The organism is Dactylosporangium sp. NPDC051087 (assembly GCF_055586325.1).
In genome coordinates this window covers 1-20540 of sequence record NZ_JBVJIJ010000024.1, presented here as the reverse complement: position 1 = coordinate 20540, position 20540 = coordinate 1, and the positions used below count along the sequence as shown (strand labels likewise).

The 20540-nt window shown below is 69.3% G+C and carries 19 protein-coding genes; 13 read left to right on the top strand and 6 right to left on the bottom strand.

The annotated features are described in order from the left end of the window. Positions 1 to 120: 120 nt before the first annotated feature. The 3 genes from ACZ6TV_RS38305 to ACZ6TV_RS38295 all read right to left on the bottom strand — a co-directional run bounded on the left by ACZ6TV_RS38305 (position 121) and on the right by ACZ6TV_RS38295 (position 3026). The gene (locus ACZ6TV_RS38305) at positions 121 to 978 is read right to left on the bottom strand and encodes a flagellin N-terminal helical domain-containing protein (RefSeq protein ID WP_465303360.1); all 858 of its coding nucleotides are present in this window, start codon (positions 976 to 978) and stop codon (positions 121 to 123) included. 167 nt (positions 979 to 1145) lie between these two features. Next, positions 1146 to 2027, bottom strand: a complete 882-nt coding sequence (locus ACZ6TV_RS38300) for a sigma-70 family RNA polymerase sigma factor (RefSeq protein WP_465303358.1) — start codon at positions 2025 to 2027, stop codon at positions 1146 to 1148. A 120-nt stretch (positions 2028 to 2147) separates the two neighbouring features. After that, positions 2148 to 3026, bottom strand: coding sequence for a sigma-70 family RNA polymerase sigma factor (locus tag ACZ6TV_RS38295; RefSeq protein WP_465303356.1), 879 nt, complete (start codon positions 3024 to 3026; stop codon positions 2148 to 2150). 121 nt (positions 3027 to 3147) lie between these two features. Between ACZ6TV_RS38295 and flgN the strand changes: the two genes are divergently transcribed. The 7 genes from flgN (at position 3148) to ACZ6TV_RS38260 (ending at position 10528) form a co-directional block, all read left to right on the top strand. Continuing rightward, on the top strand, positions 3148 to 3672 hold the full coding sequence (gene flgN, locus ACZ6TV_RS38290) for a flagellar export chaperone FlgN (protein WP_465303354.1): 525 nt from the start codon (positions 3148 to 3150) through the stop codon (positions 3670 to 3672). Further along, positions 3673 to 5076 carry a flagellar hook-associated protein FlgK gene (flgK, locus tag ACZ6TV_RS38285; protein ID WP_465303352.1) on the top strand — a complete coding sequence of 468 codons (1404 nt, stop codon included), beginning with the start codon at positions 3673 to 3675 and terminating at the stop codon, positions 5074 to 5076. A gap of 8 nt (positions 5077 to 5084) precedes the next feature. Beyond that, a complete protein-coding gene (flgL, locus tag ACZ6TV_RS38280) occupies positions 5085 to 5975 on the top strand; it encodes a flagellar hook-associated protein FlgL (protein ID WP_465303350.1) in 891 nt (296 codons plus the stop codon). A gap of 77 nt (positions 5976 to 6052) precedes the next feature. Then, the gene (gene fliW / locus ACZ6TV_RS38275) at positions 6053 to 6430 is read left to right on the top strand and encodes a flagellar assembly protein FliW (RefSeq protein WP_465303348.1); all 378 of its coding nucleotides are present in this window, start codon (positions 6053 to 6055) and stop codon (positions 6428 to 6430) included. A 70-nt stretch (positions 6431 to 6500) separates the two neighbouring features. Continuing rightward, complete coding sequence (csrA, locus tag ACZ6TV_RS38270; RefSeq protein WP_465303346.1) at positions 6501 to 6743, top strand: carbon storage regulator CsrA; 243 nt, start codon at positions 6501 to 6503, stop codon at positions 6741 to 6743. 80 nt (positions 6744 to 6823) lie between these two features. Next, positions 6824 to 8425, top strand: a complete 1602-nt coding sequence (locus ACZ6TV_RS38265) for a methyl-accepting chemotaxis protein (protein ID WP_465303344.1) — start codon at positions 6824 to 6826, stop codon at positions 8423 to 8425. Positions 8426 to 8470: 45 nt separating this feature from the next. After that, positions 8471 to 10528, top strand: a complete 2058-nt coding sequence (locus ACZ6TV_RS38260) for a PAS domain-containing sensor histidine kinase (RefSeq protein ID WP_465303342.1) — start codon at positions 8471 to 8473, stop codon at positions 10526 to 10528. A 71-nt stretch (positions 10529 to 10599) separates the two neighbouring features. On the opposite strand, the gene ACZ6TV_RS38255 is transcribed toward ACZ6TV_RS38260, so the two are convergent. After that, positions 10600 to 10779 carry a hypothetical protein gene (locus ACZ6TV_RS38255; protein ID WP_465303340.1) on the bottom strand — a complete coding sequence of 60 codons (180 nt, stop codon included), beginning with the start codon at positions 10777 to 10779 and terminating at the stop codon, positions 10600 to 10602. Between the two features lie 354 nt (positions 10780 to 11133). Here ACZ6TV_RS38255 and ACZ6TV_RS38250 point away from each other — a divergent pair, with 354 nt between their 5' ends. From ACZ6TV_RS38250 to ACZ6TV_RS38240, 3 genes are read left to right on the top strand one after another with little or no spacing between them, the layout of a single operon-like run. Beyond that, positions 11134 to 13296 (top strand): tetratricopeptide repeat protein, encoded by a 2163-nt coding sequence (locus ACZ6TV_RS38250; RefSeq protein WP_465303338.1) that lies wholly within the window; start codon positions 11134 to 11136, stop codon positions 13294 to 13296. A 44-nt stretch (positions 13297 to 13340) separates the two neighbouring features. Then, positions 13341 to 13922 carry a hypothetical protein gene (locus tag ACZ6TV_RS38245; protein ID WP_465303336.1) on the top strand — a complete coding sequence of 194 codons (582 nt, stop codon included), beginning with the start codon at positions 13341 to 13343 and terminating at the stop codon, positions 13920 to 13922. Then, entirely contained in the window at positions 13919 to 17086 is a 3168-nt protein-coding gene (locus ACZ6TV_RS38240; protein ID WP_465303334.1) for a helicase HerA domain-containing protein, read from the top strand. Before ACZ6TV_RS38245 ends, ACZ6TV_RS38240 begins: the two co-directional genes overlap by 4 nt. Before the next feature lie 42 nt (positions 17087 to 17128). Here the strand turns inward: ACZ6TV_RS38240 and ACZ6TV_RS38235 are convergent, their stop codons facing one another. Next, the gene (locus tag ACZ6TV_RS38235) at positions 17129 to 17278 is read right to left on the bottom strand and encodes a hypothetical protein (protein WP_465303332.1); all 150 of its coding nucleotides are present in this window, start codon (positions 17276 to 17278) and stop codon (positions 17129 to 17131) included. 431 nt (positions 17279 to 17709) lie between these two features. On the opposite strand from ACZ6TV_RS38235, the gene ACZ6TV_RS38230 reads away from it, so the two are divergent. After that, on the top strand, positions 17710 to 18285 hold the full coding sequence (locus ACZ6TV_RS38230) for a zinc metalloprotease (RefSeq protein ID WP_465303330.1): 576 nt from the start codon (positions 17710 to 17712) through the stop codon (positions 18283 to 18285). 93 nt (positions 18286 to 18378) lie between these two features. Further along, positions 18379 to 19269: a sporangiospore maturation cell wall hydrolase GsmA gene (gene gsmA, locus ACZ6TV_RS38225; RefSeq protein ID WP_465303328.1), complete on the top strand. Its 891-nt coding sequence runs from the start codon at positions 18379 to 18381 to the stop codon at positions 19267 to 19269. 71 nt (positions 19270 to 19340) lie between these two features. Here gsmA and ACZ6TV_RS38220 read toward each other — a convergent pair whose 3' ends face one another. Beyond that, positions 19341 to 19688, bottom strand: coding sequence for a tyrosine-type recombinase/integrase (locus ACZ6TV_RS38220; RefSeq protein ID WP_465303326.1), 348 nt, complete (start codon positions 19686 to 19688; stop codon positions 19341 to 19343). A 397-nt stretch (positions 19689 to 20085) separates the two neighbouring features. Between ACZ6TV_RS38220 and ACZ6TV_RS38215 the strand changes: the two genes are divergently transcribed. Beyond that, on the top strand, positions 20086 to 20540 hold a 455-nt coding region (locus tag ACZ6TV_RS38215), incomplete at its 3' end, for an IS701 family transposase (RefSeq protein ID WP_465303657.1).

The window sequence follows — 20540 nt, the reverse complement described above, 5'->3', positions numbered from 1 at the left end:
GCCGCATAAGGGATTTCCGAAGAAAAAACAGCGGCGGCGCCCCCGTGGGTGGAGGCGCCGCCGATGTGTCATCACTGAGGAGGTTGGTGCGTGTGGTGCGGTGCGGGTGGTGCGCCGGTACTACCGCAGCAGGGACAGCACGTTCTGCGGCGCCTGGTTGGCCTGGGCCAACATGCTGGTGCCGGCCTGGGTCAGGATCTGCGAGCGGGTGAAGGAGACCATCTCCTGGGCCATGTCCGTGTCCCTGATGCGGGACTCGGACGCGGACAGGTTCTCCACCGTGGTGTTGAGGTTGTTGATGGTGTGCTCGAAGCGGTTCTGGTAGGCACCGAGCGTCGCCCGGGCGGTCGAGATGCCCTTGATGGCCGTGTCGATCGCGGTGATGGCCGCCGACGCGCCGGTCACGAGGCTGAGCGCGTCGGTGCCGAGGCCGGTCGAGTCGAAGCCGGTCACGCCGGTGACGCTGCCGAACGCGGCGGTGCCGAGGTTGACCGCGATCTGGTCGGCGCTGGAGGTGTTGGCGCCGACCTGGAAGGTGCCGGTGTAGGCGCCACCCCGGTCGAGCAGCTTCTGCCCGCCGAACGACGTGGTGGACGCGATCCGGTCCAGCTCCGAGTTCAGCTGGGTGAACTCGGTCTGCGCGGCGGTGCGGGCGTCGGTGTCCTGCGAACCGGTCGAAGACGCCTGCACGGACAGGTCACGCATGCGCTGGAGGATCGAGTGGGTCTCGGTGAGCGCGCCTTCAGCCGTCTGCACGACCGAGATGCCGTCCTGCGCGTTGCGCACCGCGACCTTGATGCCGCCGATCTGGGACCGCAGGCCCTCGCTGATGGACAGGCCGGCGGCGTCGTCGGCGGCCCGGTTGATCCGGTAGCCCGAGGAGAGCTTCTCCAGCGACTTGCTCATCTGGCTGTCCGTCACCGACAGGTTCCGGTAGGCGTTCTGAGCGGCGATGTTGTTGTTGATACGAAGACCCATGGTGATTCCTCCTTGATGCGGGCCGGTGCTGCGCGGGCCGTCCTTGGCCCGCTCGCTCAACACATCGGCGGCATCGCCGGGGGCATGAGGAATCTGCTTGAGAAATCTTCCGCAACGCAACTACAACGCGACGAGACCCGGCTCCGTGGGGAACCGGGTCTCGGTGGCTAGAACGTTCTCGGGATGCCGAGCGGCGTGGTGTGCGCCAGCCGGGCGTTGAGGTTGCCCTGGTCCGCGATCTGGCTGTAGTACGCCTCCCGGCGGCGGGCGATGCAGCCGCCGGCGCGTTCCTTCGCGGCCAGCAGGTGCGGGTCGAGGTGGTTGTTGAGCCCGTCGCGCAGCAGGACCAGGGCCTCGGCCCGCAGCTGGCTGACCCGGCTCTCCGTCACGCCCAGCTCCCGGGCGATGTCGTTCATCGGCCGCTCGTCGAAGAAGTACGACGTGATGACCGTGCGCAGCCGCTCGGGCAGGGCGTTGACGGCGTGGTGCAGGTAGCCGATCTTCTCCCGGTGCAGGATCAGGTCCTCGGGGCCCGGGGTGCGCTCGGGGACGAGGTCCTCGGCGGTGCCGGCGGTGAAGCCCTGCAGGGACAGCACCACGGCGCGCTGCACGTCGTCGTCGATCGTCTTGAGCTCGTCCGGGGCGATGCCCAGCGCCTCGGCCAGTTCCGTCTGGGTCGGGGTGCGGCCGAGTGCGGCGGTGAGTTCCTGCTGGGTGGTTTCGACCTTGCGGGCGCGGGTGCGCACGGATCGGCTGGCCCAGTCGAGGCCGCGGAGTTCGTCGAGGAGTGCGCCGCGGATGCGGGTGGTGGCGAAGCTGCCGAAGGGGATGCCCCGGCTGGGGTCGAAGCCTTTGGCGGCGTGGGCGAGGGCGGCCATGCCGGCGGAGACGAGGTCCTCGCGGGACACGTGCGCGGGCAGCCGGCCGAGCATCTCGCGGACGAGATGCCCGACGAGCGGCAGGTGGGCGCGGACGAGGTCATCCCGCTCGCGCGCGCTGGTGGTGGTGGCGGTGCTGCTGGGTCGTGCGTGGGTGGCGGTGCTGGTCACGGCAACCTCTTCGTGGCAGGAGTGGGTCTTCGTGGGCCGGGAGAACCTCCCGGCAAGATCCAGCCTCTGTCACTTTGGGTACACAAATGGTCGCACTCGGTTGCGAACAGGTTGTTGTCCTCAGGCGGCGTCCTTCAGCTCCGAGGTGGGCATGCCGAGGGCGGTCGTGTGCGCGAGCCGTGCGCTCAGGTCGCCCTGGCTCGCGATCTGGCTGTAGTACGCCTCCCGCCGGCGCGCGACGCAGCCGTTGCCCCGCTCCGGCGCGGCGAGCAGCTGCGGGTCGAGGTGGTTGTTGAGCCCGTCGCGCAGCAGCATGAGCGCCTCGGCCCGCAGCTGGCTGATCCGCGACTCGGTGACGCCGAGCTCGGCGGCGATGTCCGTCATCGGCCGCTCCTGGAAGAAGTACGCGGTGACGACGTGCCGCAGCCGCTCGGGCAGGGCGTTGACGGCGTGGTGCAGGTAGCCGATCTTCTCCCGGTGCAGGATCAGGTCCTCGGGGCCCGGGGTGCGCTCCGGCACCAGGTCCTCGGCGGTTCCCGCGGTGAAACCCTGCAGCGACAGCACGACCGCGCGCTGCACGTCGTCGCCGATCGCCTTCAGCTCCTCGGGCGCCACCCCGAGCGCCTCGGCCAGCTCGGCCTGGGTCGGGGTGCGGCCGAGTGCGGCGGTGAGTTCCTGCTGGGTGGTTTCGACCTTGCGGGCGCGGGTGCGCACGGATCGGCTGGCCCAGTCGAGGCCGCGCAGTTCGTCGAGGAGTGCGCCGCGGATGCGGGTGGTGGCGAAGCTGCCGAAGGGGATGCCCCGGCTGGGGTCGAAGCCTTTGGCGGCGTGGGCGAGGGCGGCCATGCCGGCGGAGACGAGGTCCTCGCGGGACACGTGCGCGGGCAGCCGGCCGAGCATCTCGCGGACCAGGTGCCCCACCAGGGGCAGGTGGCTGCGCACGGCGGCGTCGAGCTCGGCGGCGCTGAGCGAGGTCTGGGCTTCGATGCTGACGGTCACGGCAACCTCTTCGTGGCAGGAGTTGGTCGAGCTCCAGCCTCGGTAGCCCTGGGTGCAGATCCGAGTGACGCAAAGTTGCGGGGAGGTAGTACTCAACCCTCGTATCGACCTGCCGAACTGTGTGGTTGAAGCGACCGACGACGCGGTGAAGGGCGGCACACACATGGGGCTGGCGGATCTCGCGAGCATCCTGTGGCGCGAACGCGAGATGCTGGAGCTGCTGCTGTTCAAGCTCGAGGAGGAGCAGCTGGTCCTCGCGGGCGGCCGCACCCGCTGGCTCGCGCACGCCACCCGCGAGGTCGAGGTGGTGCTGGAGGAGATCCGGCGCACCGAGGTCGTCCGCGCCGCCGAGGTCGAGGCGATCGGTGCCTCCCTCGGGCTCGGCCCCAACCCGAGCCTCACCCAGCTCGCCGACGCGTCCCCGGCACCGTGGTCGGACCTGCTCAACCAGCACCGTATGGCGTTCCTGACGCTGACGGCCGAGGTCAGCGCGCTCGCCGAGGCCAACCGCGACATCCTCACCACCGGTGCGCGGGCCGCCCGCGAGACGATGCTGGCCGTCGCGGGATCGGTGGAGACCTACGGGCGGCGGGGGCAGACCGTCGGGTCCGCGCCCCGTACCCGGCTAGTTGACGAGGCGATGTAGATGAGCACCTTCTCCGGCCTGAACACCGCACTGTCCGCGCTCTACGCGCAGCGCCGGGCGCTGGACATCACCGGCCAGAACATCGCCAACGTCAACACCGAGGGCTATTCGCGGCAGCGGGTCGAGCTGTCCCCGGTCGAGAACGTGACCGAGCCGGCGCGGTACTCGCTGAGCACCGGCGTCGGCGACGGCGTCAGAATCACCGGCGTCACCCGGCTGCACAACGAGTTCATGACCAACCGCACCCGCTCCGAGCACGGGCTCAACGAATACCTGCAGGCGCAGAAGACCGTGTACGCCAACGTCGAGCAGGCACTCGGCGAGCCCAGCGACAGCGGCCTGCAGGCGCAGCTGTCGGACTACTGGAACGCCTGGTCGGACGTGGCGAACCGGCCCGGCGACGCCTCGGCCCGCACCCAGCTGCTCTCCCGGGCCAGCACGGTCGCCGGGACGATGCGCACCACCAGGGCCAACCTCGGCGACCTGTACACCGCCACCCGCGAACAGCTGACCGCCGACGTCGACGTGGTCAACCAGACCACCGCGAGCGTCGCCGACCTCAACGCCCGCATCGCCCTGGCGAAGGTCGCCGACATGCCGACGAACGAGCTGTCCGACAAGCGCGACACGCTGATCCTGCGGCTGTCGGAGCTGACCGGCGCGACCGCCCGGCCCAAGGCGGACGGCACCACCGACGTGCTGCTCGCCGGTGCCGTGCTGGTGCAGGGCGACACGGCACGCCAGTTGCAGGCGGTCGGCTCGACCACCGTCGACGGGCGCACGATCTCGCCGCCGCAGGTGCAGTTCGCCGACGCCGGCGGCGGGGTCGCCGCCATCGCCTCGGGCCGGATCGCGTCGCGGCTGGAGGCGCTCAACCAGACCGTCCCGGACGCCGTGCAGGGCCTCGACGACGTGGCGGGCAAGCTCATCACGAGCGTGAACGCGCAGCACGCCCAGGGCTGGGACATCACCGTCGTCCCGCCGGCCACGACGCCGACACCGGTGCAGGGCGGGGACTTCTTCTCGGGCACGGACGCCAGCGACATCGGCGTGGCGATCACCGACCCGACGAAGGTCGCGGCGTCCAGCACGGCCACCAACCCGTTCCAGGGCGACAACGCGACCCAGCTGGCGAACCTGGTGAAGGACCCGGCGGGTGCCGACGTCCAGTACCGCAACTTCGTGGTGGACATCGGCATCTCCGCGCAGACGGTCAACCGGCGCGCCGACGCGCAGCAGGTCATCGCCGACGACGTGACGGCGGCCGAACAGGCCGAGTCCGGGGTCAGCCTGGATGAGGAGATGACCAACATGCTGCAGTTCCAGCGGGCGTACGAGGCGGCGGCGAAGGTCATCTCGGTGGTCGACAGCACGCTCGACTCGCTGATCAACATGAAACGGTAGGGGAACGGATGCCCGGCTTCCGCGTCACAGAACGGTCCATGGCCAGCAACACGCTGGCCAACCTGCAGGTCAACCTCAACCGCAACCAGCAACTGCAGGAGCAGCTGTCCAGCGGCAAGCTCATCACCAAGGCGTCGGACTCGCCCGGCGGCGCGGTCATCGCGATGCAGCTCCGCGCGGACACGGCCACGCTCAACCAGTACTCCCGCAACGCCGACGACGGCATCGGCTGGCTGAACATGGCCGACACGTCGCTGACGAGCGCCTCGACGCAGATGAACCGGGCCCGTGAGCTGGTGCTCTCCGGCCTGTCCAGCGGCACGGCCGGCAGCCCGGAGGCCCGCGAGGCGATCGCCCTGGAGGTCGAGAACATCCGCGACTCGATGATCAACCTGTCGAACACCACCTACCTCGACCGGCCGATCTTCGGCGGCAGTACACCCGGCACCATCGCCTATGACAAGAACGGCGTCTACCAGGGCGACGACGGGAAGATCAACCGCACGATCAGCGGCAACGCCACCGTCCGTGTCGACACCGGCGCCGAGGACGTCTTCGGCTCCGGCAACACCAACGTCTTCCACCTCCTGGGGAAGATCGCCGACGACCTGCGCAACGACCCGGCGGGTCTGCAGGCCGACCTCTCGGAAGTCGACACGGCACAGAAACGTATCCAGGCGGGCCTCTCCGGGGTCGGTTCCAGATACAATCAAGTGTCCGAAATGCAGCAAACTGCCCAGAACAGGGTGCTCGATCTCCGGGCGCAGCTCTCCGATGTCGAGGACATCGACCTGCCGAAGACGATCACCGAGCTCGCCCTGCAGCAGACCGCCTACCAGGCCGCGCTCGCCGCCACCGCGAAGGTGATCCAGCCGTCGCTGGTCGACTTCCTGCGGTAGGCCGCGCAGCAAGCACACACCGTGAGGAATCCATGAGCGTCGCGACTGTGGGACACCCAGAGACCACCACCTTGCCGGTGATCGACTTCGTAGCGCCGATGCCGGGCTTCCCGGACGACCGCCGGTTCGTGCTCGTCCGCCTCGAGGACACCGGCGCGCTGTACGCGCTGACCTCGGTCGACTCGGCCGGCCTGCGGTTCCTCGTGGTGCCGCCGGCGCAGTTCTTCCCCGACTACGCGCCGGAGGTCGACGACGACGCCCTCGCCGCGCTCGGCGTCAGCGACGGGGCGGGCCTGCTGGTCCTGCTCGTCGTCACCGCCGGCGACGGGGTCGAGGACGCCACCGTCAACCTGATGGCGCCGATCGTGCTCGACCAGCAGAGCCGCCGCGCGGTGCAGCTGGTCCTGACCCGCAGCGGCCTGTCGGTCCGGCAGAAGCTCGTGGCCGTCGCCTGATCGGGTCTTCCAGCCCGCGGAACCGGCATATCGGGTACTGTTCGCGTATCGCCCAGCGAAGGAGCGGCTTGTGCTCGTCCTGACCCGACGTCCCGGGGAAAGCGTGATGGTCGGTGACGACGTCGTCGTCACCGTGCTCGACGTGCGCGGCGACGTGGTGCGACTGGGCATCAAGGCGCCGCGCAGCATCCAGGTGCACCGCGAAGAGGTCTACCGCGAGCTCCAGAAGGTCAACCGCGAGGCCGCGTCGCCCAGCGACGTCGCCGTGCGTGCCCTGAGCCGCATGCTCCGCGCCGACGTCGACCAGCAGTAGCCGGAGTAAACCCGACTTCTCAGGACGTCACCGCCGATGCCGATAGGCCAGGTGGGTAACGCCTCGAGAAGGGCACGTCCATGGCCGCTCTGCGCGGATGGGTACGAAACCGGCCGATCGTCGTCAAGCTCGGCGCGATCTTCTTCGTGTCCCTGCTCACCGTCATCGCGCTGGTCTTCGTCGGCGTCCGGGCCCTCGCCGACGGCGAGGACCGGGCCCGGCAGCTGGAGCAGATCGGCCAGCTGACCAGGCAGACCCTCGAAGCGGACATGGCCCACGACGCCATCCGCGGCGATGTCCTGCGCATGCTCCTGGCGGTCTCCCGCGGCGGCGACGTCAGCGCCGAGGCCGCCGAGGTCAAGGCCGACCTCGCCGACCACAGCGCGATCCTCGGCGGTGCCGTGACGACCTTCACCGCCGCCGGCATGGAAGCCTCCGTCCGTGCCGCCGCCGAGACGGTCGCCCCGGCGATCACGAACTACATCGACCTCGCCGGGCAGACCGTCACCGCCGCGATCGGCGGCGAGCGCTCCCCGGCCGCCTACACCGGCTTTCAGACCGCCTTCTCCGAGGTCGAGGAGAAACTCCCGGCGGTCGGCGACGCCCTCGAACGGGTCGCCGCCGCCGCGTCGAAGTCCGTCGGCGACGAGCGCGACAAGGCCGTGTACGTGCTGTCCACCGCCGGTGCCATCGGGCTGCTGGTCATCGTCGCGATCAGCTGGCTCGTCATGCGCGGCATCATCGTGCCGCTGCGCGACGTGTCCGTCGTGCTCAACGGCATGGCCGAGGGCGACCTCTCACACACCTCGAAGGTCGACTCCACCGACGAGGTCGGCCGGATGGCCCTCGACCTCAACCGGGCCATCGGCAGTGTCCGCGGCACCGTCCAGTCGCTGTCCACCTCGGCGCGCACCGTCGCCGAGTCCGCCGACGAGCTGTCCGGCTCGTCGCAGCGGATCTACTCCGCGGCCGAGGTCGCCAGCGCGCGATCCGGTGCCGCCACCCTCGCCGCCGGCGCGGTCTCGCTGAACGTCGACACCCTCGCCTCCGCCAGCGAGGAGATGGGCGCCTCGATCGCCGAGATCTCCCGCAACGCCAACGACGCCCTGCGCGTCGCCGGCGACGCGGTCAGCATGGCCGGCCAGACCAACACGATGATGGCCCGCCTCGGCGCGTCCTCGGCGGAGATCGGCAACGTGGTCAAGGTGATCACGTCGATCGCCGAGCAGACCAACCTCCTGGCCCTCAACGCCACCATCGAGGCCGCCCGCGCCGGCGACGCGGGCAAAGGCTTCGCCGTCGTCGCCGGGGAGGTCAAGGAGCTCGCCCAGGAGACCGCCCGCGCCACCGACGACATCAGCCGCCGCGTCGAGCAGATCCAGGACGACGCCGACCGGGCCATCGCGGCGATCAGCGAGATCGGGTCGATCATCGCCCGCATCAACGACTTCCAGGTCACCATCGCCAGCGCCGTGGAGGAGCAGACGGCGACCACGCAGGAGAGCAGCCGCACCGTCACCGACGTCGCCGCCCGCGCCGGCGAGATCGCGGCGACGATCGCGGACATCGCCGACGTGGCCGGCCGCAACACCGCCGAGGCCGACACGTCGCTCACCGCGGCCCGCCAGCTCGCCCGCATGGCCGACGACATGAACGCTCTCGTCGCCCGCTTCCGTTTCTGACCGAATCAGCAGACGTTACCGGTTCGCGCGACCGAAACTTGATCCATGCTCTACAGCGACGCCGACCTGCGGACGCTGAGCGCCCCGGACCGCTGGCGGCGTATCGCGCCGTTCCTCACCGTGACGGTCCTCGCCTTCGGCACGGCCCTGCTCCCGCCGCTGGTCGACCAGGTCGCGCTCCTCTCGGCCCTCGTCGTGCACGTCCTGCTGCTCACGCTGATCGTCACCGTGCCCTGGAACCGTCTGCCGGTCATCTACGAGGCCGTGCCGCCGCTGGGCTTCTTCGGCGTCGTCGCGCTGCTCAACATCCCGGAGACCGGCGACGCGCCGGCCGGCTACGGCGCCCTCGCCCTGCTGCCCGTCATCTGGCTCGCCCTGTACCACGGCCGCCTCGCCACCACCGTCGGCGTCGCCGCCCTGGCCCTCGTCCACATCGCGCCCATGCTGCGCAGCGAGGAGGTCCTCCGCCAGGAATGGCGCCGCAGCCTGCTCGTCTTCGCGCTCGGCGCGCTCATGGCCGCCGTGGCGCAGACCTGGGTCCGCCGCAACCGCGCCGGCGCCGCCGAGCTCGCCGCGCGTACCCGCGAGGTCAGCCGGGAACGGGACTTCAACCGCGCCATCCTGGACAGCGCCGGCTTCCTCGTCATGGTGCTGGACACCGACGGCAGGATCACCGCCTTCAACCGCCGCTGCGAGGAGGTCACCGGTTTCACCGCCGAGGACGTCGTCGGCCACCCCTTCTGGAGCGCCGGACTGTCCATCGACGACACCGGCCGCGGCGACGACGCCTTCGCCCACCTCACCGCCGACGCGTTCCCCAACACCTTCGAAAACGACTGGCTCGCCGCCGACGGCACCCGCCACCGCATCGTCTGGAGCAACACCGCCCTCACCGACGAGCACGGCACGCTGACCCACGTCATCGGCACCGGCCTCGACGTCACCGAGCAGCGCCACACCGAACGCCTCAACGCCCACGTCCTGGCCGCCGCCACCGAGCAGGCCATCATCGGCACCGACCGGCTCGGGGTCGTCACCGTCTTCAACGCCGGCGCCGAACGCCTCCTCGGCCACCGCGCCGCCGACGTCGTCGGCACCGTCACCCTGAACCGCTTCCACCTGCCCGCCGAACTGCCCGGCCTGGCCACCCTCTTCGAACCTGCCCAGGCCGGCGACTCGGAGCCCCGCGACTTCACGTACGTGCGCAGCGACGGCCAGACTCTGCCGGTGGCGCTGACCGTCAGCGTCATCCGCGACGAGTCCGGCGACGTCACCGGCTACCTGTCGGTGGCCCGCGACGTCACCAGCGAGCGCCGCACCGTCGAGGCGATGCGCTACGCCCTGGACCGCGAACGCGCCGCCGCCGCCCGCCTCCGCGAGCTCGACAAGGTCCGTGCCGACCTGGTCGCCACCGTCTCCCACGAGCTGCGGACCCCGCTCACCAGCATCCTCGGCAACGTCGAGGTCATCGTCGACGGCGTCGCCGGCCCGCTGCAGCGCCCGCAGGCCAGGCTCCTGTCCGCCGTCGAACGCAACGCCCGCCGCCTCCTCGCCCTCATCGAGGACCTCCTCATGCTGTCGCGCATCGAGGCCGGCCAGGTGAAGATCAACGCCGCCCCGGTCCAGCTGCGCACCGTCGTCTCCGGCGCCCTGGAGGCCCTGCAGGCGGTCCGCCTCCAGCGCGACGTCCACCTCACCGTCGACCTGCCCGAAGCCCCGGTCGTCGTGCACGGCGACCGCGACCAGCTCGAACGCGTCGTCATCAACCTCCTCGACAACGCCCTGAAGTTCACCCCACCCGGCGGCAACGCCCACCTCACCGCCGCCTTCGACGGCGCGCAGATCCGCCTCACCGTCGCCGACACCGGAATGGGCATCCCGCCCGACGAGATCGACCACATCTTCGAGCAGTTCTTCCGCTCCAGCCGCTCCCAGGAACGCCAGAGCCAGGGCACCGGCCTCGGCCTCGCCATCACCAAGACCATCGTCGAACGCCACGGCGGCCGCATCTGGGCCCACCCCGCCCCCGACCAGGGCACCGTCGTCACCTGCCTCCTCCCGCTCCACCACGACGCCCCGGTCCCCGCCCGTACCGCCTCCTGACCCATCGGCGGCGTCGAACACGCGGACCGGCAGCTGCTCACCGGCCCGCATGCCCTTCTTCCCACCGCTTCTCAGACGGCCGGCCCCTGGCCGTCTGCTGCCGCGCCTCGGCGCTCGTGCACCGGATCGGATCTCCGGCCGGAGCGGCGAGCCGCACGGTACGCGAGGACGGCGGTGGCCAGCACGACGACCTCGGTGGCGAGGCCGACGAGGCTGCAGGCGCCCTGAATGATCGGCAACCAGTACTGCATCGGAATCTCCTGTGTGCTGATGGGCGAAAGGGGCCGGCCGGGTCCCGCTGTGGACGAGAACGACTGCACCAGCGCAGCGAGGTTTCCGGCAAGGACGGCGGACAAAGCCGGAATCGGATCTTGCGATATTCCTGGTGGGGCCATCAGCCGTCCGCAATCGGCGATCGTGTGCCGGATGACTCCGGAAGTCCGGTAGGGCGTACCTATTCGTCCACCACTTCTGGTGATCTAGTCAGCTTCTACGGTAACCTTCGATGCATTGTCGCTCATTGATCAACTGTCGCGCAGTGATCAATGCTCTGCTCAATTAGTACAGATGGCCGAAGTGGCAAGATCCGGGGGGAGAGTTGTTCATTGGATCTCGGCCCCGGTGACGAATTGGTGCGAATACGCACCACTGAGCAGCTTGCCCAGTCGCTGCACAAGCTCACTCAGCAGCGTGGTCTGTCCCTGGCGATGCTCGAGTCGAGATCCCGCGACTGGGGCAAGCGGGACGGTCTTCAGCAGCTGAAGAGGTCAACAGTAAACGATGCTCTTCTGGGCAAGTCGCGCATGACCAAGCCGTTGCTGCTGAGCATCTTGACTGCCTGCGAGCAGTCGCCCGCTGTCCAACAGGAGTGGACGGCCGCTTGGGAGCGGGCCATGCGGGCGGAGCCGCGGGACCGTCTGCGGGTCGACGAGGCGACGCCGCGCGAACTCGGCATTCACAATGCCATTACCGCCCCCGGCGCCACCGAGGAACTGCCGCAGTACGTACCGCGGGATTTTGACTTCACATTGCGTAATGCATTGTTTGCCAACGGTCCGGACCGTGGATCGTTCGTCATCATGGTCGGTGGTTCGGCGGCGGGCAAGACGAGGTCGCTGTACGAGGCGGTCAACGACGTGATCCCCGACTGGTTGCTGGTGCAGCCGGCTGATGCGTCGGAGCTGCTCGAACTGAAGAGCGCGCCGCCACGCAGAACCATCTTCTGGCTCGACGAGTTCCAGCACTATATCGGTAGCGACCCCCCGTTGACCTCCGAATGTGTGCGGGCGCTGATCAGGAATGGAAATATCGTCGTCGGCACATTGTGGCCGGACAGGTATGCCGCCTCGTCGTCCGCGTCGGAGGATATTCGGCGGCTTCTCAAGAGTGCGATCCCCATCAGCGTCCCGGACTCGCTGACATCGTCGGAGCTGAGCGAGGCCAGTGGAATTGCCGAGCAAGACAGCCGGATCCGGCTCGCCCTGAACACCCGCGACACGGGCCTCACGCAGGCACTGGCAGGCGGGCCGGCCCTGGTGATGTGCTGGGAGCAGCCCGCCACTCCCTACGCGAAGGCCATCATCACCGCGGCCGCTGACGGGCAACGTCTCGGCGTGCATGCGCCCATGAGCCAGCAACTCCTTGTCGATGCGATGTTCGGATACCTCAAGCCCTTCCAGCGGGTGGCGCCGACCGATGTGTGGCTCGCCCAGGCGATACCGCACGCCACCAGACCGCTGCACGGCGACGTTGCCGCGCTGTCGCCCGTCGACGATGGTGCGGCAGGTAGCCTCGCCGGCTATACCGTCGCCGACTATCTGGCGCAGCATCTGCGACGCCACCGCCGAACGGCGTGCGTGCCGCACGAGGCCTGGCTCGCCTTCACCACCCATCTGCCTCGCGCGTCCGACCTCCGTCGCATCGCCGATGCCGCGAAGGCCCGCCTGAGATATCGCTACGCCGAGCAGGCGCTCGAACGGCTCGTGAACGAGTTCGACGATCGAAACGCCGCGCTCGAACTCGCCGACCTGCTGATCCGTCAGGGCCGGTTCGATCGTGCGATAGACATCCTGAACCGCAGGGTTGCCGCCGACCGGCGCGACGCGGAGCTCGGCCGCCGGCTGTCGCGCGCGCAGGAGGTGTGGGCGCGGGTCGAGGAGATCCGTCCGGCGGCTGACGCCGGCGATCCGGAAGCCCGTGAGCGGCTGACGGAGATCCTCGTCGACTGTGGCGTCACTGACGACCTGCGCATGGCGGAGCACCGCGGCGACCTCGCCTCGGCGGAAACGCTCGTCGGCATCCTCGCGGAACGCGGCTGCCTCACGGAGATCCGCGAGCGTGCCGACCGAGGTCAGCAGTTCGCCACCGAGGCGCTCGCCGACGTGTACGCGGCCTGGGGCGAGGTCGATCTCCTCCGGGCTCGTGCGGAGGCCGGGGACCGGCCGGCGGGCTTGCGCCTGTCGAAACTGCAGGACCAGGACGTGCGTGCCGAGAGCGCAGCGGCGGAGCTGGCCGACCTCCGGGTCGCAGTCGACGACGGCAAGCCGGAGGCGGCTCAGCAGCTCTGCGAGCTGCTGTTCGAACTGCGCGACGAGGAAGGGCTGGCCGCCGAGCTGGAAGCAGGCACCGACGGAGCCGCCGATCGGTTCCTCGCGCTGTTCGCCGCGACGGGACGTCACCTTCCGCAGCAGAGCGCGCGTATCCGGGCCTTCGGCCTGGACGCCGACGGATCGGAACTCCACACCCCCCAACTCCACCTGATGCGGTGAAAGGACCACCGATGTCGGACGACCTGACCCCTGCGGACTACGCGATGCTGCTCCTGCTCAAGATCGAGGACCGGGAGATCTCCAACACCGAACTCGACAAGCTGCACGGGGTCAGGCTGGTGAGCCCGGCGTACGAGAAGCTCAACGGCGGGGGATACGTCGACTCGAACACCGACCGGCGCCCGTACCGGCACCAGCTCTCCGCCGCGGGAAAGGCAGTCCTCGAACGTCCGCTGGTGATCGCGGAGGAGGCCGAGGCGGCGGAAAAGCGCTCGACGAGGGAGAAGCACCTCTGGGCGGCGCTCGCGGCGACGCATGGACAGAACCTGGAGCTGCACGAGGGCAGCGCCCCGGTGGTCGGCGGGAGTCTCGACGAGAAGATCCGGACCGCGTACGCATGCGTGGCCGACGAGCCGGGTGACTGGGTGAGCCTCACGAGAATCCGGCCGCTGTTCGCGGACGTTCCCAAAGCCGACCTCGACAAGGCCCTGACGCAGATGCTCGACGCGCCGGATGTGCGGCTGGAGCCGGAAGTCAACCGGCACCGGATCGACGCGCGGGAGAAGGGGGCGTCCGTCCGGATCGGTGGCGAGGACCGGCACAAGTTGGCGATCGGAATGCGATGACCGAGGAACAGCGTGCCGCGCTCGCCGCCCTGCGGTTCAGCTGGGCACAGGTGCCCGACGACGTGTGGCGGCCGTCGCCGTTCCACGTCGACGGCCTGCACACGTCGGTGACCAGGGATGTGATCGCCGGAATCGCCGATGCGGAGTCGAGCGCCGATGCCAACCCGATCGGCCTGGTGCTCGAGGGGCGGAACGGGTCCGGCAAGACTCACCTGCTGGGCTGGGTGCGCGAGCAGGTGCAGCAGCGCGGCGGCTACTTCTTTCTCATCAGCCTGCTCGACGGCCGGAACTTCTGGGACGGCGTGCTCGTGTTCATGCTGGACGGCATGGCCCGACGCACCCCCGGCGGTGAGACGCAGCTACGGCTGTTGCTGCGGCGGTTGTCCGCCCGCATCGGTGCGCCCAGGACGGCCCGCCGCGCGGTGATGGGCGAGACGGAGCTGACCCGTAACGCGTTGGACGCCTTCGTCGAAGGCCTGAAGGAGTACGACCCGCACGTCGCGCTGCAGTGCCGCGACACCGCCCGCGCACTGGCGTTGCTGGCCTCGGACGTCGAGGAGCACCAGGACATCGCCGACAACTACTTCGCCTGCGGGGAGGAGACGGTCGCAGGTGAGCGTCACGCCTGGGGCATCCGGACGAGGACCCGGACGGCGCCGGACATCATCCGCGACATCTCCTGGCTGCTCGCACTCACCGGCCCTGCCGTCATCGCATTCGACCAGCTCGACGCGATGATCGCCCGGTCCGCATTCGAAGAGGACCTGGCCAAGATCTCCAGCGATGCGGCGGATCTGCGTGCGGCGGCGATGGCCGCCGGTGTGGCCAACGGGCTGACCGAGTTGAGGGATACGACTCGCCGGACTCTGACGGTCGTTGCGACGTTGGCCGCGACTTGGAAACTGATCGAGCATCGCGGCACCGCGTCTTTCGGGGACCGGTTCCGGCGTCGCCTGGCGCTCGATGACATCCGGAGTCCGGCAATCGCCAGGGAGATCGTCAGGAAGCGGTTCGCGGCACGGTACGCGGCCGTCGGTTTCGCGCCGAGCTATCCGACGTGGCCGGTCCATCCCCGGGTCTTCGACCAGGCCGTCAGCTACACGCCGCGCCGGTTGCTCGTAGAGATCGACAACCACATCCGCGACTGCCTCATCAAGGGTGAGATGCGGGAGCTGACCAGCCTCGATGACGTTCCGCTGGAGGACACCACGCCTCTTCCGGCCGTCAGAACGGCGCCGGTGGTCTCAGAGGAGGCACTGGCCCGGATCGAGGCACGGTTCGATGCGCTGAAGCGGCAGGCGGACGTCACCTCGCCGCTCGAACATGACACCGAGGACGCGGTCTTCCCGGCGCTTCTCGCGGCCGGCCTGAACGCGTGGATCGTGGAGCGTGGCGACGCCGGTGCGTCGTTCAGTGTCGACCCTCCGCCGAGCGCGAAAGCGGACCTGCATGCGCGGCTCCGCCGGTCGCTGGACGACCGGAGCGAGGAGGAAAAGGAGCGCTCGCCGGACTCGGCGCTGGCCGAGGACCAGGTGCACTGGTCCTTCCGGGCGGTCAGTGGCACCCATCACGGCGTGGCCGCGCTGCACCGGGTTCGCCGTGCCAGCCTGACGGCCGGCCTGAGCGCGGACATCGCCAAGCGGAAGCTCTTCCTCATCCGCAACGAACCGTGGTCCGGATCTGCCAAGACGCAGGAGGTCATCGAGCAACTGGGGACTGACGGTGGTGTGACGCTCGGCATCGACGATGCCGATCTGCGGGTGCTGGCCGCGCTGAACGGCCTGCGCGACGAGAACCCCGCTGAGCTGCACGCGTGGCTTGTCCGCTACCGGCCGACCGAGCAGATCGTCCTGTTCAAAGAGGCGCTGGCAGACGTCGACGCCTGGGCGACGACGGCGCCCGCAGTGCCCGACGGCTCCCGCCGTGCTGCGCCGGAACCGGCGGACCGGTTCACTGTCGGCTACGGATACCACGACAACGCCCCGGTCCCCATAACGCTCCAGGCGCTGCGCAGCCACGGGGCGATCTTCGCCGCCTCGGGCTCTGGCAAGACCGTGCTGATCCGGCACATCGTGGAGGAGTGCGCGCTGCATGGTGTGTCCGCGATCGTCCTCGACCCGAACAACGACCTGGCGCGGCTCGGCGATCCGTGGCCCGAGCCGCCGCCCGCCTGGCGGACCGGCGATGCCGAGCGTGCCGCAGAGTACATGGCCGGCACCGAGACCCTCGTCTGGACTCCGCGCCGGGAGTCAGGGCGTCCGCTGAGTTTTCAGCCGCTGCCCGACTTCGGTGGCGTGCTCGACGATCCGGACGAGTTCGGCGCGGCGGTCGAGGCCGCCACGTCCGCTCTGGCACCGAGGGCCAACGTCGTTGGTCGCTCCGGCAAGGCGCATCTGGGCCTCGCCGTGCTGCGCAAGTCCATCGAGTACTACGGCCGGCGGCACGGCAGCAGCCTTCCGGGTCTGATCGCCCTGCTCTCCGACCTGCCCGCCGGGGTCAGCGGACTCGACGACGCCGCGAAGATCGCCGCCGACCTCGCCCAGACCCTGACCGCCTCCATGGACAACGACCCGCTGTTCGGCGGCAGCGGAACGCCGGCAGACCCCGGCATTCTCCTGACGCCGTCTGCCGGCAAACGGGCACGGATCTCGGTGATCAGCATGATCGGGTTGAGTGACGAGGCAAGGCAGAGCTTCGTGAACCAGTTGCAGATGGGTCTCTTCGCCTGGATCAAGCGGCATCCCGCGAAGGACCGGCCGCTGCTCGGCCTGCTCGTGATGGACGAGGCGCAGACCTTCGCCCCGTCGGGGGCGATCACCGCCTGCACCCAGAGCACACTGGCCCTGGCCTCGCAGGCACGCAAGTACGGCCTGGGTCTGATCTTCGCAACGCAGGCGCCCAAGAATCTGCACAACCGGATCCCGGGCAACGCCGCGACGCACGTCTTCGGTCGCCTGACGGTGCCGGTCCAGATCGCCGCCGCTCAGGAAATGGTCCGGGTCAAGGGCGGTGACGTGCCGGACATCGGCAATCTGACCTCGGGCGAGTTCTACGTCGCGCTCGAGGGTGAGCCGCCGCAGAAGATCCGGACCCCGCTGTGCCTCAGCCACCATCCCAGCAGTCCTCTGACTGACGAGGAGGTCATGGTACGCGCCCGGAGATGAAGGCGTCGGTTCCGCGCCGGTCTCGGCGCGGGGAACGTCCCGTCACCAGGTGGAGGTGTCGCCGCCGATGAGGGTGGTGGCGGCGACCGTGGTGATGCCGATGAGGACGGCGACGAGGCCGACGTCGAGGGTGGCGGCGCCGCGGTCGTCGCGCACGAGACGGGCGTGCAGCCTGGCGATCAGGTTCGTCATCCTCAGCTCCTTCTTGGCGGCCCTTTGCGGTGCTCCAAGCATGACGGGGCGGCATGGTGCGGGGGATGTTCCGCACGGGTGCGATGCGGGTGGGATGAACGCCCACAAGGGACGCCCGGGTAGGTGTCGGCGGGCGGCTGGAGGGAATCCAGCGGGCCATGTCGGCACCCTGTTTGCGGAAAGTCACCCCTTCGGGGTGGCGCTCGGATCAGAATGAGTTTGTGCCAAAGATCGACATTGGTCTGGCAAAGCTGCTCGTGCTGGTTCTCGTGGCCGGTTCACTGACCGTTCCGACGGTGACGGTGAACGTGTCACGCTCCGCGGTCGCGCGTGGCTGGTTGCCGGTCATCCCGGGTCCACCTGTCGGAGAGCCCGCCGGGGCGGCCGACAGCGGCGGCAGGTGTGCGGACCCGGCCGGGACGTGGCTCGGCATGCACTGGCGCAACGAGTTGCGCTGGCGCGTCAACGAGCAGACGATTCCGGCGTACCTCGGCGACCGCGCGACCGTCGTCGCGGCGTTGCGCAGCGCGGCCACCACCGTCGACACGGGACGCAACGACTGCGGACTGCCGGCCAATCTCGGCATTCAGGAGTCGTACGCCGGCCGCACCGACCACAAGGCGGGCGTCACCGCCGCCGGTGGCTGCGGCGAGCGCGACGGTCACAACGCCGTCTCCTTCGGCCAGCTGGACCAGGGGCTGCTCGCGGTCACCTGCATCTGGTGGTTCGGCGGCAAGGAGAACGGGCGCAGCGTCGAGACGGACATCCTCATCGACGACACCGAGGGGCTGTTCTTCACCACCACGCCGGCGGACTGTTCCTCGCGGTGGGACCTGGAGGGCACGGTCACGCACGAGTTCGGGCACGCGTTCGGGCTCGGGCACGTGGCGTTCGCGGAGCACGGCTCGCTGACGATGACCGACGGCCTGCCCGACTGTTCCACGGCGTACCGGGGGCTCGGCCTCGGCGACTACCTGACGCTCAAGCAGCAGTACGGCACGAACTGAGGCAACGATCCGGCAACCCGGCGCGTACCCGAACGCGCTACCTGAACTGGCGATCTTTGAGGGGACCACCCACCCCTCATGGGAGATCAGTTCATGTTGCGAAAGCTCAAGCAGTTCGTCCTCGTCCCTGCCATCGCGCTCGCCAGCACGGCGACGACGCTCGTCGTGGCCACCGCCCCGGCCGACGCAGCCGTCATCTCCGTCCGTGTCAACGGCAGCCTTGCCGCCCGCAACGGCGCCGCCAACTGGTTCACACAGACCCGGAAGATCAAGAACAAGCAGAAGGTCACGGTCACCTGCAAGGTCACCGGCCAGTACCTGCGCGGCAACGTCCGGCGCACCGCCCAGTGGGACCGCACCGCGATCGGTGACTTCATCTCCCACGCGTACGTCTCCGGCAACCCGAAGCTGCCGACCTGCGTCATCACCCCGCCCGCCCCGGCGCCGACCCAGGCCGTGGTCGCGACGCCCGTCGCGGCTGTCCCCATGGGCCCGACCGGCACGATGACGAACGCGGAGTTCCTGGCCGCGTCCATCCCGGCGGCCCAGCAGAGCCAGCGCGACACCCGCGTGCCGACCTCCGTCACCCTCGCCCAGGCGATCCTCGAGTCCGGCTGGGGCCGCAGCTCGCTGTCCGCGAACGACCGCAACTTCTTCGGCATGAAGTGCTTCAACAACGCGCCCGGCTCCTACGCCGCCGGCTGCCACGCCTACAGCACCCAGGAGTGCACCGCCGCCGGCGTCTGCAGCACGACGGTCGCCACCTTCCGCACGTACGCCACCGCCGCGGCCTCCTTCACCGACCACGGCATGGCGCTCAAGAACCTGACCCGCTACGCGGCCGCCTTCAACTACACGAACGACCCGAACCAGTTCATCGCCGAGGTCCACAAGGGCGGCTACGCCACCGACCCCGCGTACACGACGAAGCTGGTCGCCCTGATGGCGAAGTACAACCTGTACCAGTACGACCTGGCTCTGTAAGGCCTCTGAACAGGAGCGACATAACCCGGCAGTTCCGCCGGTACAGAATGGGTACGGCATCCATGCGGCGGTCATGCTCGGGTAACCCCGGGCGTGGCCGCCGCTTGCTGCGTTCCGAGTGCCCGGTCCACCAGGGACCGTGTGCGGTCTACCGCCTCGGGCCACTCGTGAACGTACTCGTTGAGTGTGATCGTGGGCGTGGAGTGCCCGAGCGCAAGCTGGACGGTCTTCACGCTCGCCCCGGCATGGATCAGCAGGGTGGCGAAGTAGTGACGCAGGCCGTGGAAGCCCAAGCGTGGCGGGAAGTTGAGCTGCCTCGCGGCCGGTGTCCAGTAGCGGTACCAGGTCGGCTCCACGGGCTTGACGCCGTCGAGAAGGTGCCGTTCCAGGGCGCTGGCTACGACGTCCGGAAGTTCCACCTTGCGCCAGCTGGTCTCGGTCCTCAGAGGTCCAAAGAACGGCTTCCGGCCGGTCGCGACCCTGAGCTGCTGGCCTACGGTAATGGCCTCAGGAAATCGGTCGGCAGGTAACGAGACAGCAAGTGCAGGTGGTTGGCAGCAGGGAACAGTCTCTGAGCTTGCCAGCTGGGCTCATCAGGTGTCGAGTTCCAGTTGATCCGTTACGGATCAGTGTCACTTGATGGGTGACAGCTCCGGCTAGTACGGCAGCCGCCGTTCGGGATGTTGCTGGTTGACGGGGCTGGACAGAGCACGGCCACCGCGTGATCGTCTGTGCGTTGTGGACACAACTTCAGATCTTGCGGTGGCCGCTGGTCACAGCGTAGACCCGGACGCTTGGCGGCGGGTTCTTGGCGGGGTGCTCGACTCGTTCGCGGGCCGGTTCGGGCGGGTCGAGCCGCGCAGGACGGCTGCGGCGTTCGTGACCGGGTTGCTGTCCGATGTGGAGGTCAAGACGTGCTGGCAGTTGGCTGAGCAGGCCGGGCATGCGAGACCGGATGCGATGCAGCGGCTGTTGTACCGGGCGGTGTGGGACGCCGACGCGGTCCGCGACGACTTGCGGGCGCTGATCGTGGCGCGGCTCGGCGACCCGGATGCGGTCCTGGTCGTGGATGAGACCGGAGACTTGAAGAAGGGCACCTGCACGGTCGGGGTGCAGCGGCAGTACACGGGCACCGCGGGCCGGATCGAGAACGCGCAGGTCGGGGTGTTTTTGGCCTACGCGTCCCGGCATGGGCACACCCTGGCTGACCGGCGGGTCTACCTGCCCGCGTCGTGGACCGACGATGCGGACCGCTGCCGTGACGCCGGCAT

Coding starts and splice junctions, on each gene's coding strand:
- ACZ6TV_RS38305 (WP_465303360.1), bottom strand. CDS start 978: ATGGGTCTTCGTATCAACAACAACATCGCCGCTCAGAACGCCTACCGG.
- flgK (WP_465303352.1), top strand. CDS start 3,673: ATGAGCACCTTCTCCGGCCTGAACACCGCACTGTCCGCGCTCTACGCG.
- flgL (WP_465303350.1), top strand. CDS start 5,085: ATGCCCGGCTTCCGCGTCACAGAACGGTCCATGGCCAGCAACACGCTG.
- ACZ6TV_RS38265 (WP_465303344.1), top strand. CDS start 6,824: ATGGCCGCTCTGCGCGGATGGGTACGAAACCGGCCGATCGTCGTCAAG.
- ACZ6TV_RS38260 (WP_465303342.1), top strand. CDS start 8,471: ATGCTCTACAGCGACGCCGACCTGCGGACGCTGAGCGCCCCGGACCGC.
- ACZ6TV_RS38255 (WP_465303340.1), bottom strand. CDS start 10,779: ATGCAGTACTGGTTGCCGATCATTCAGGGCGCCTGCAGCCTCGTCGGC.
- ACZ6TV_RS38245 (WP_465303336.1), top strand. CDS start 13,341: ATGCTGCTCCTGCTCAAGATCGAGGACCGGGAGATCTCCAACACCGAA.
- ACZ6TV_RS38240 (WP_465303334.1), top strand. CDS start 13,919: ATGACCGAGGAACAGCGTGCCGCGCTCGCCGCCCTGCGGTTCAGCTGG.
- ACZ6TV_RS38235 (WP_465303332.1), bottom strand. CDS start 17,278: ATGACGAACCTGATCGCCAGGCTGCACGCCCGTCTCGTGCGCGACGAC.
- ACZ6TV_RS38230 (WP_465303330.1), top strand. CDS start 17,710: ATGCACTGGCGCAACGAGTTGCGCTGGCGCGTCAACGAGCAGACGATT.
- gsmA (WP_465303328.1), top strand. CDS start 18,379: ATGTTGCGAAAGCTCAAGCAGTTCGTCCTCGTCCCTGCCATCGCGCTC.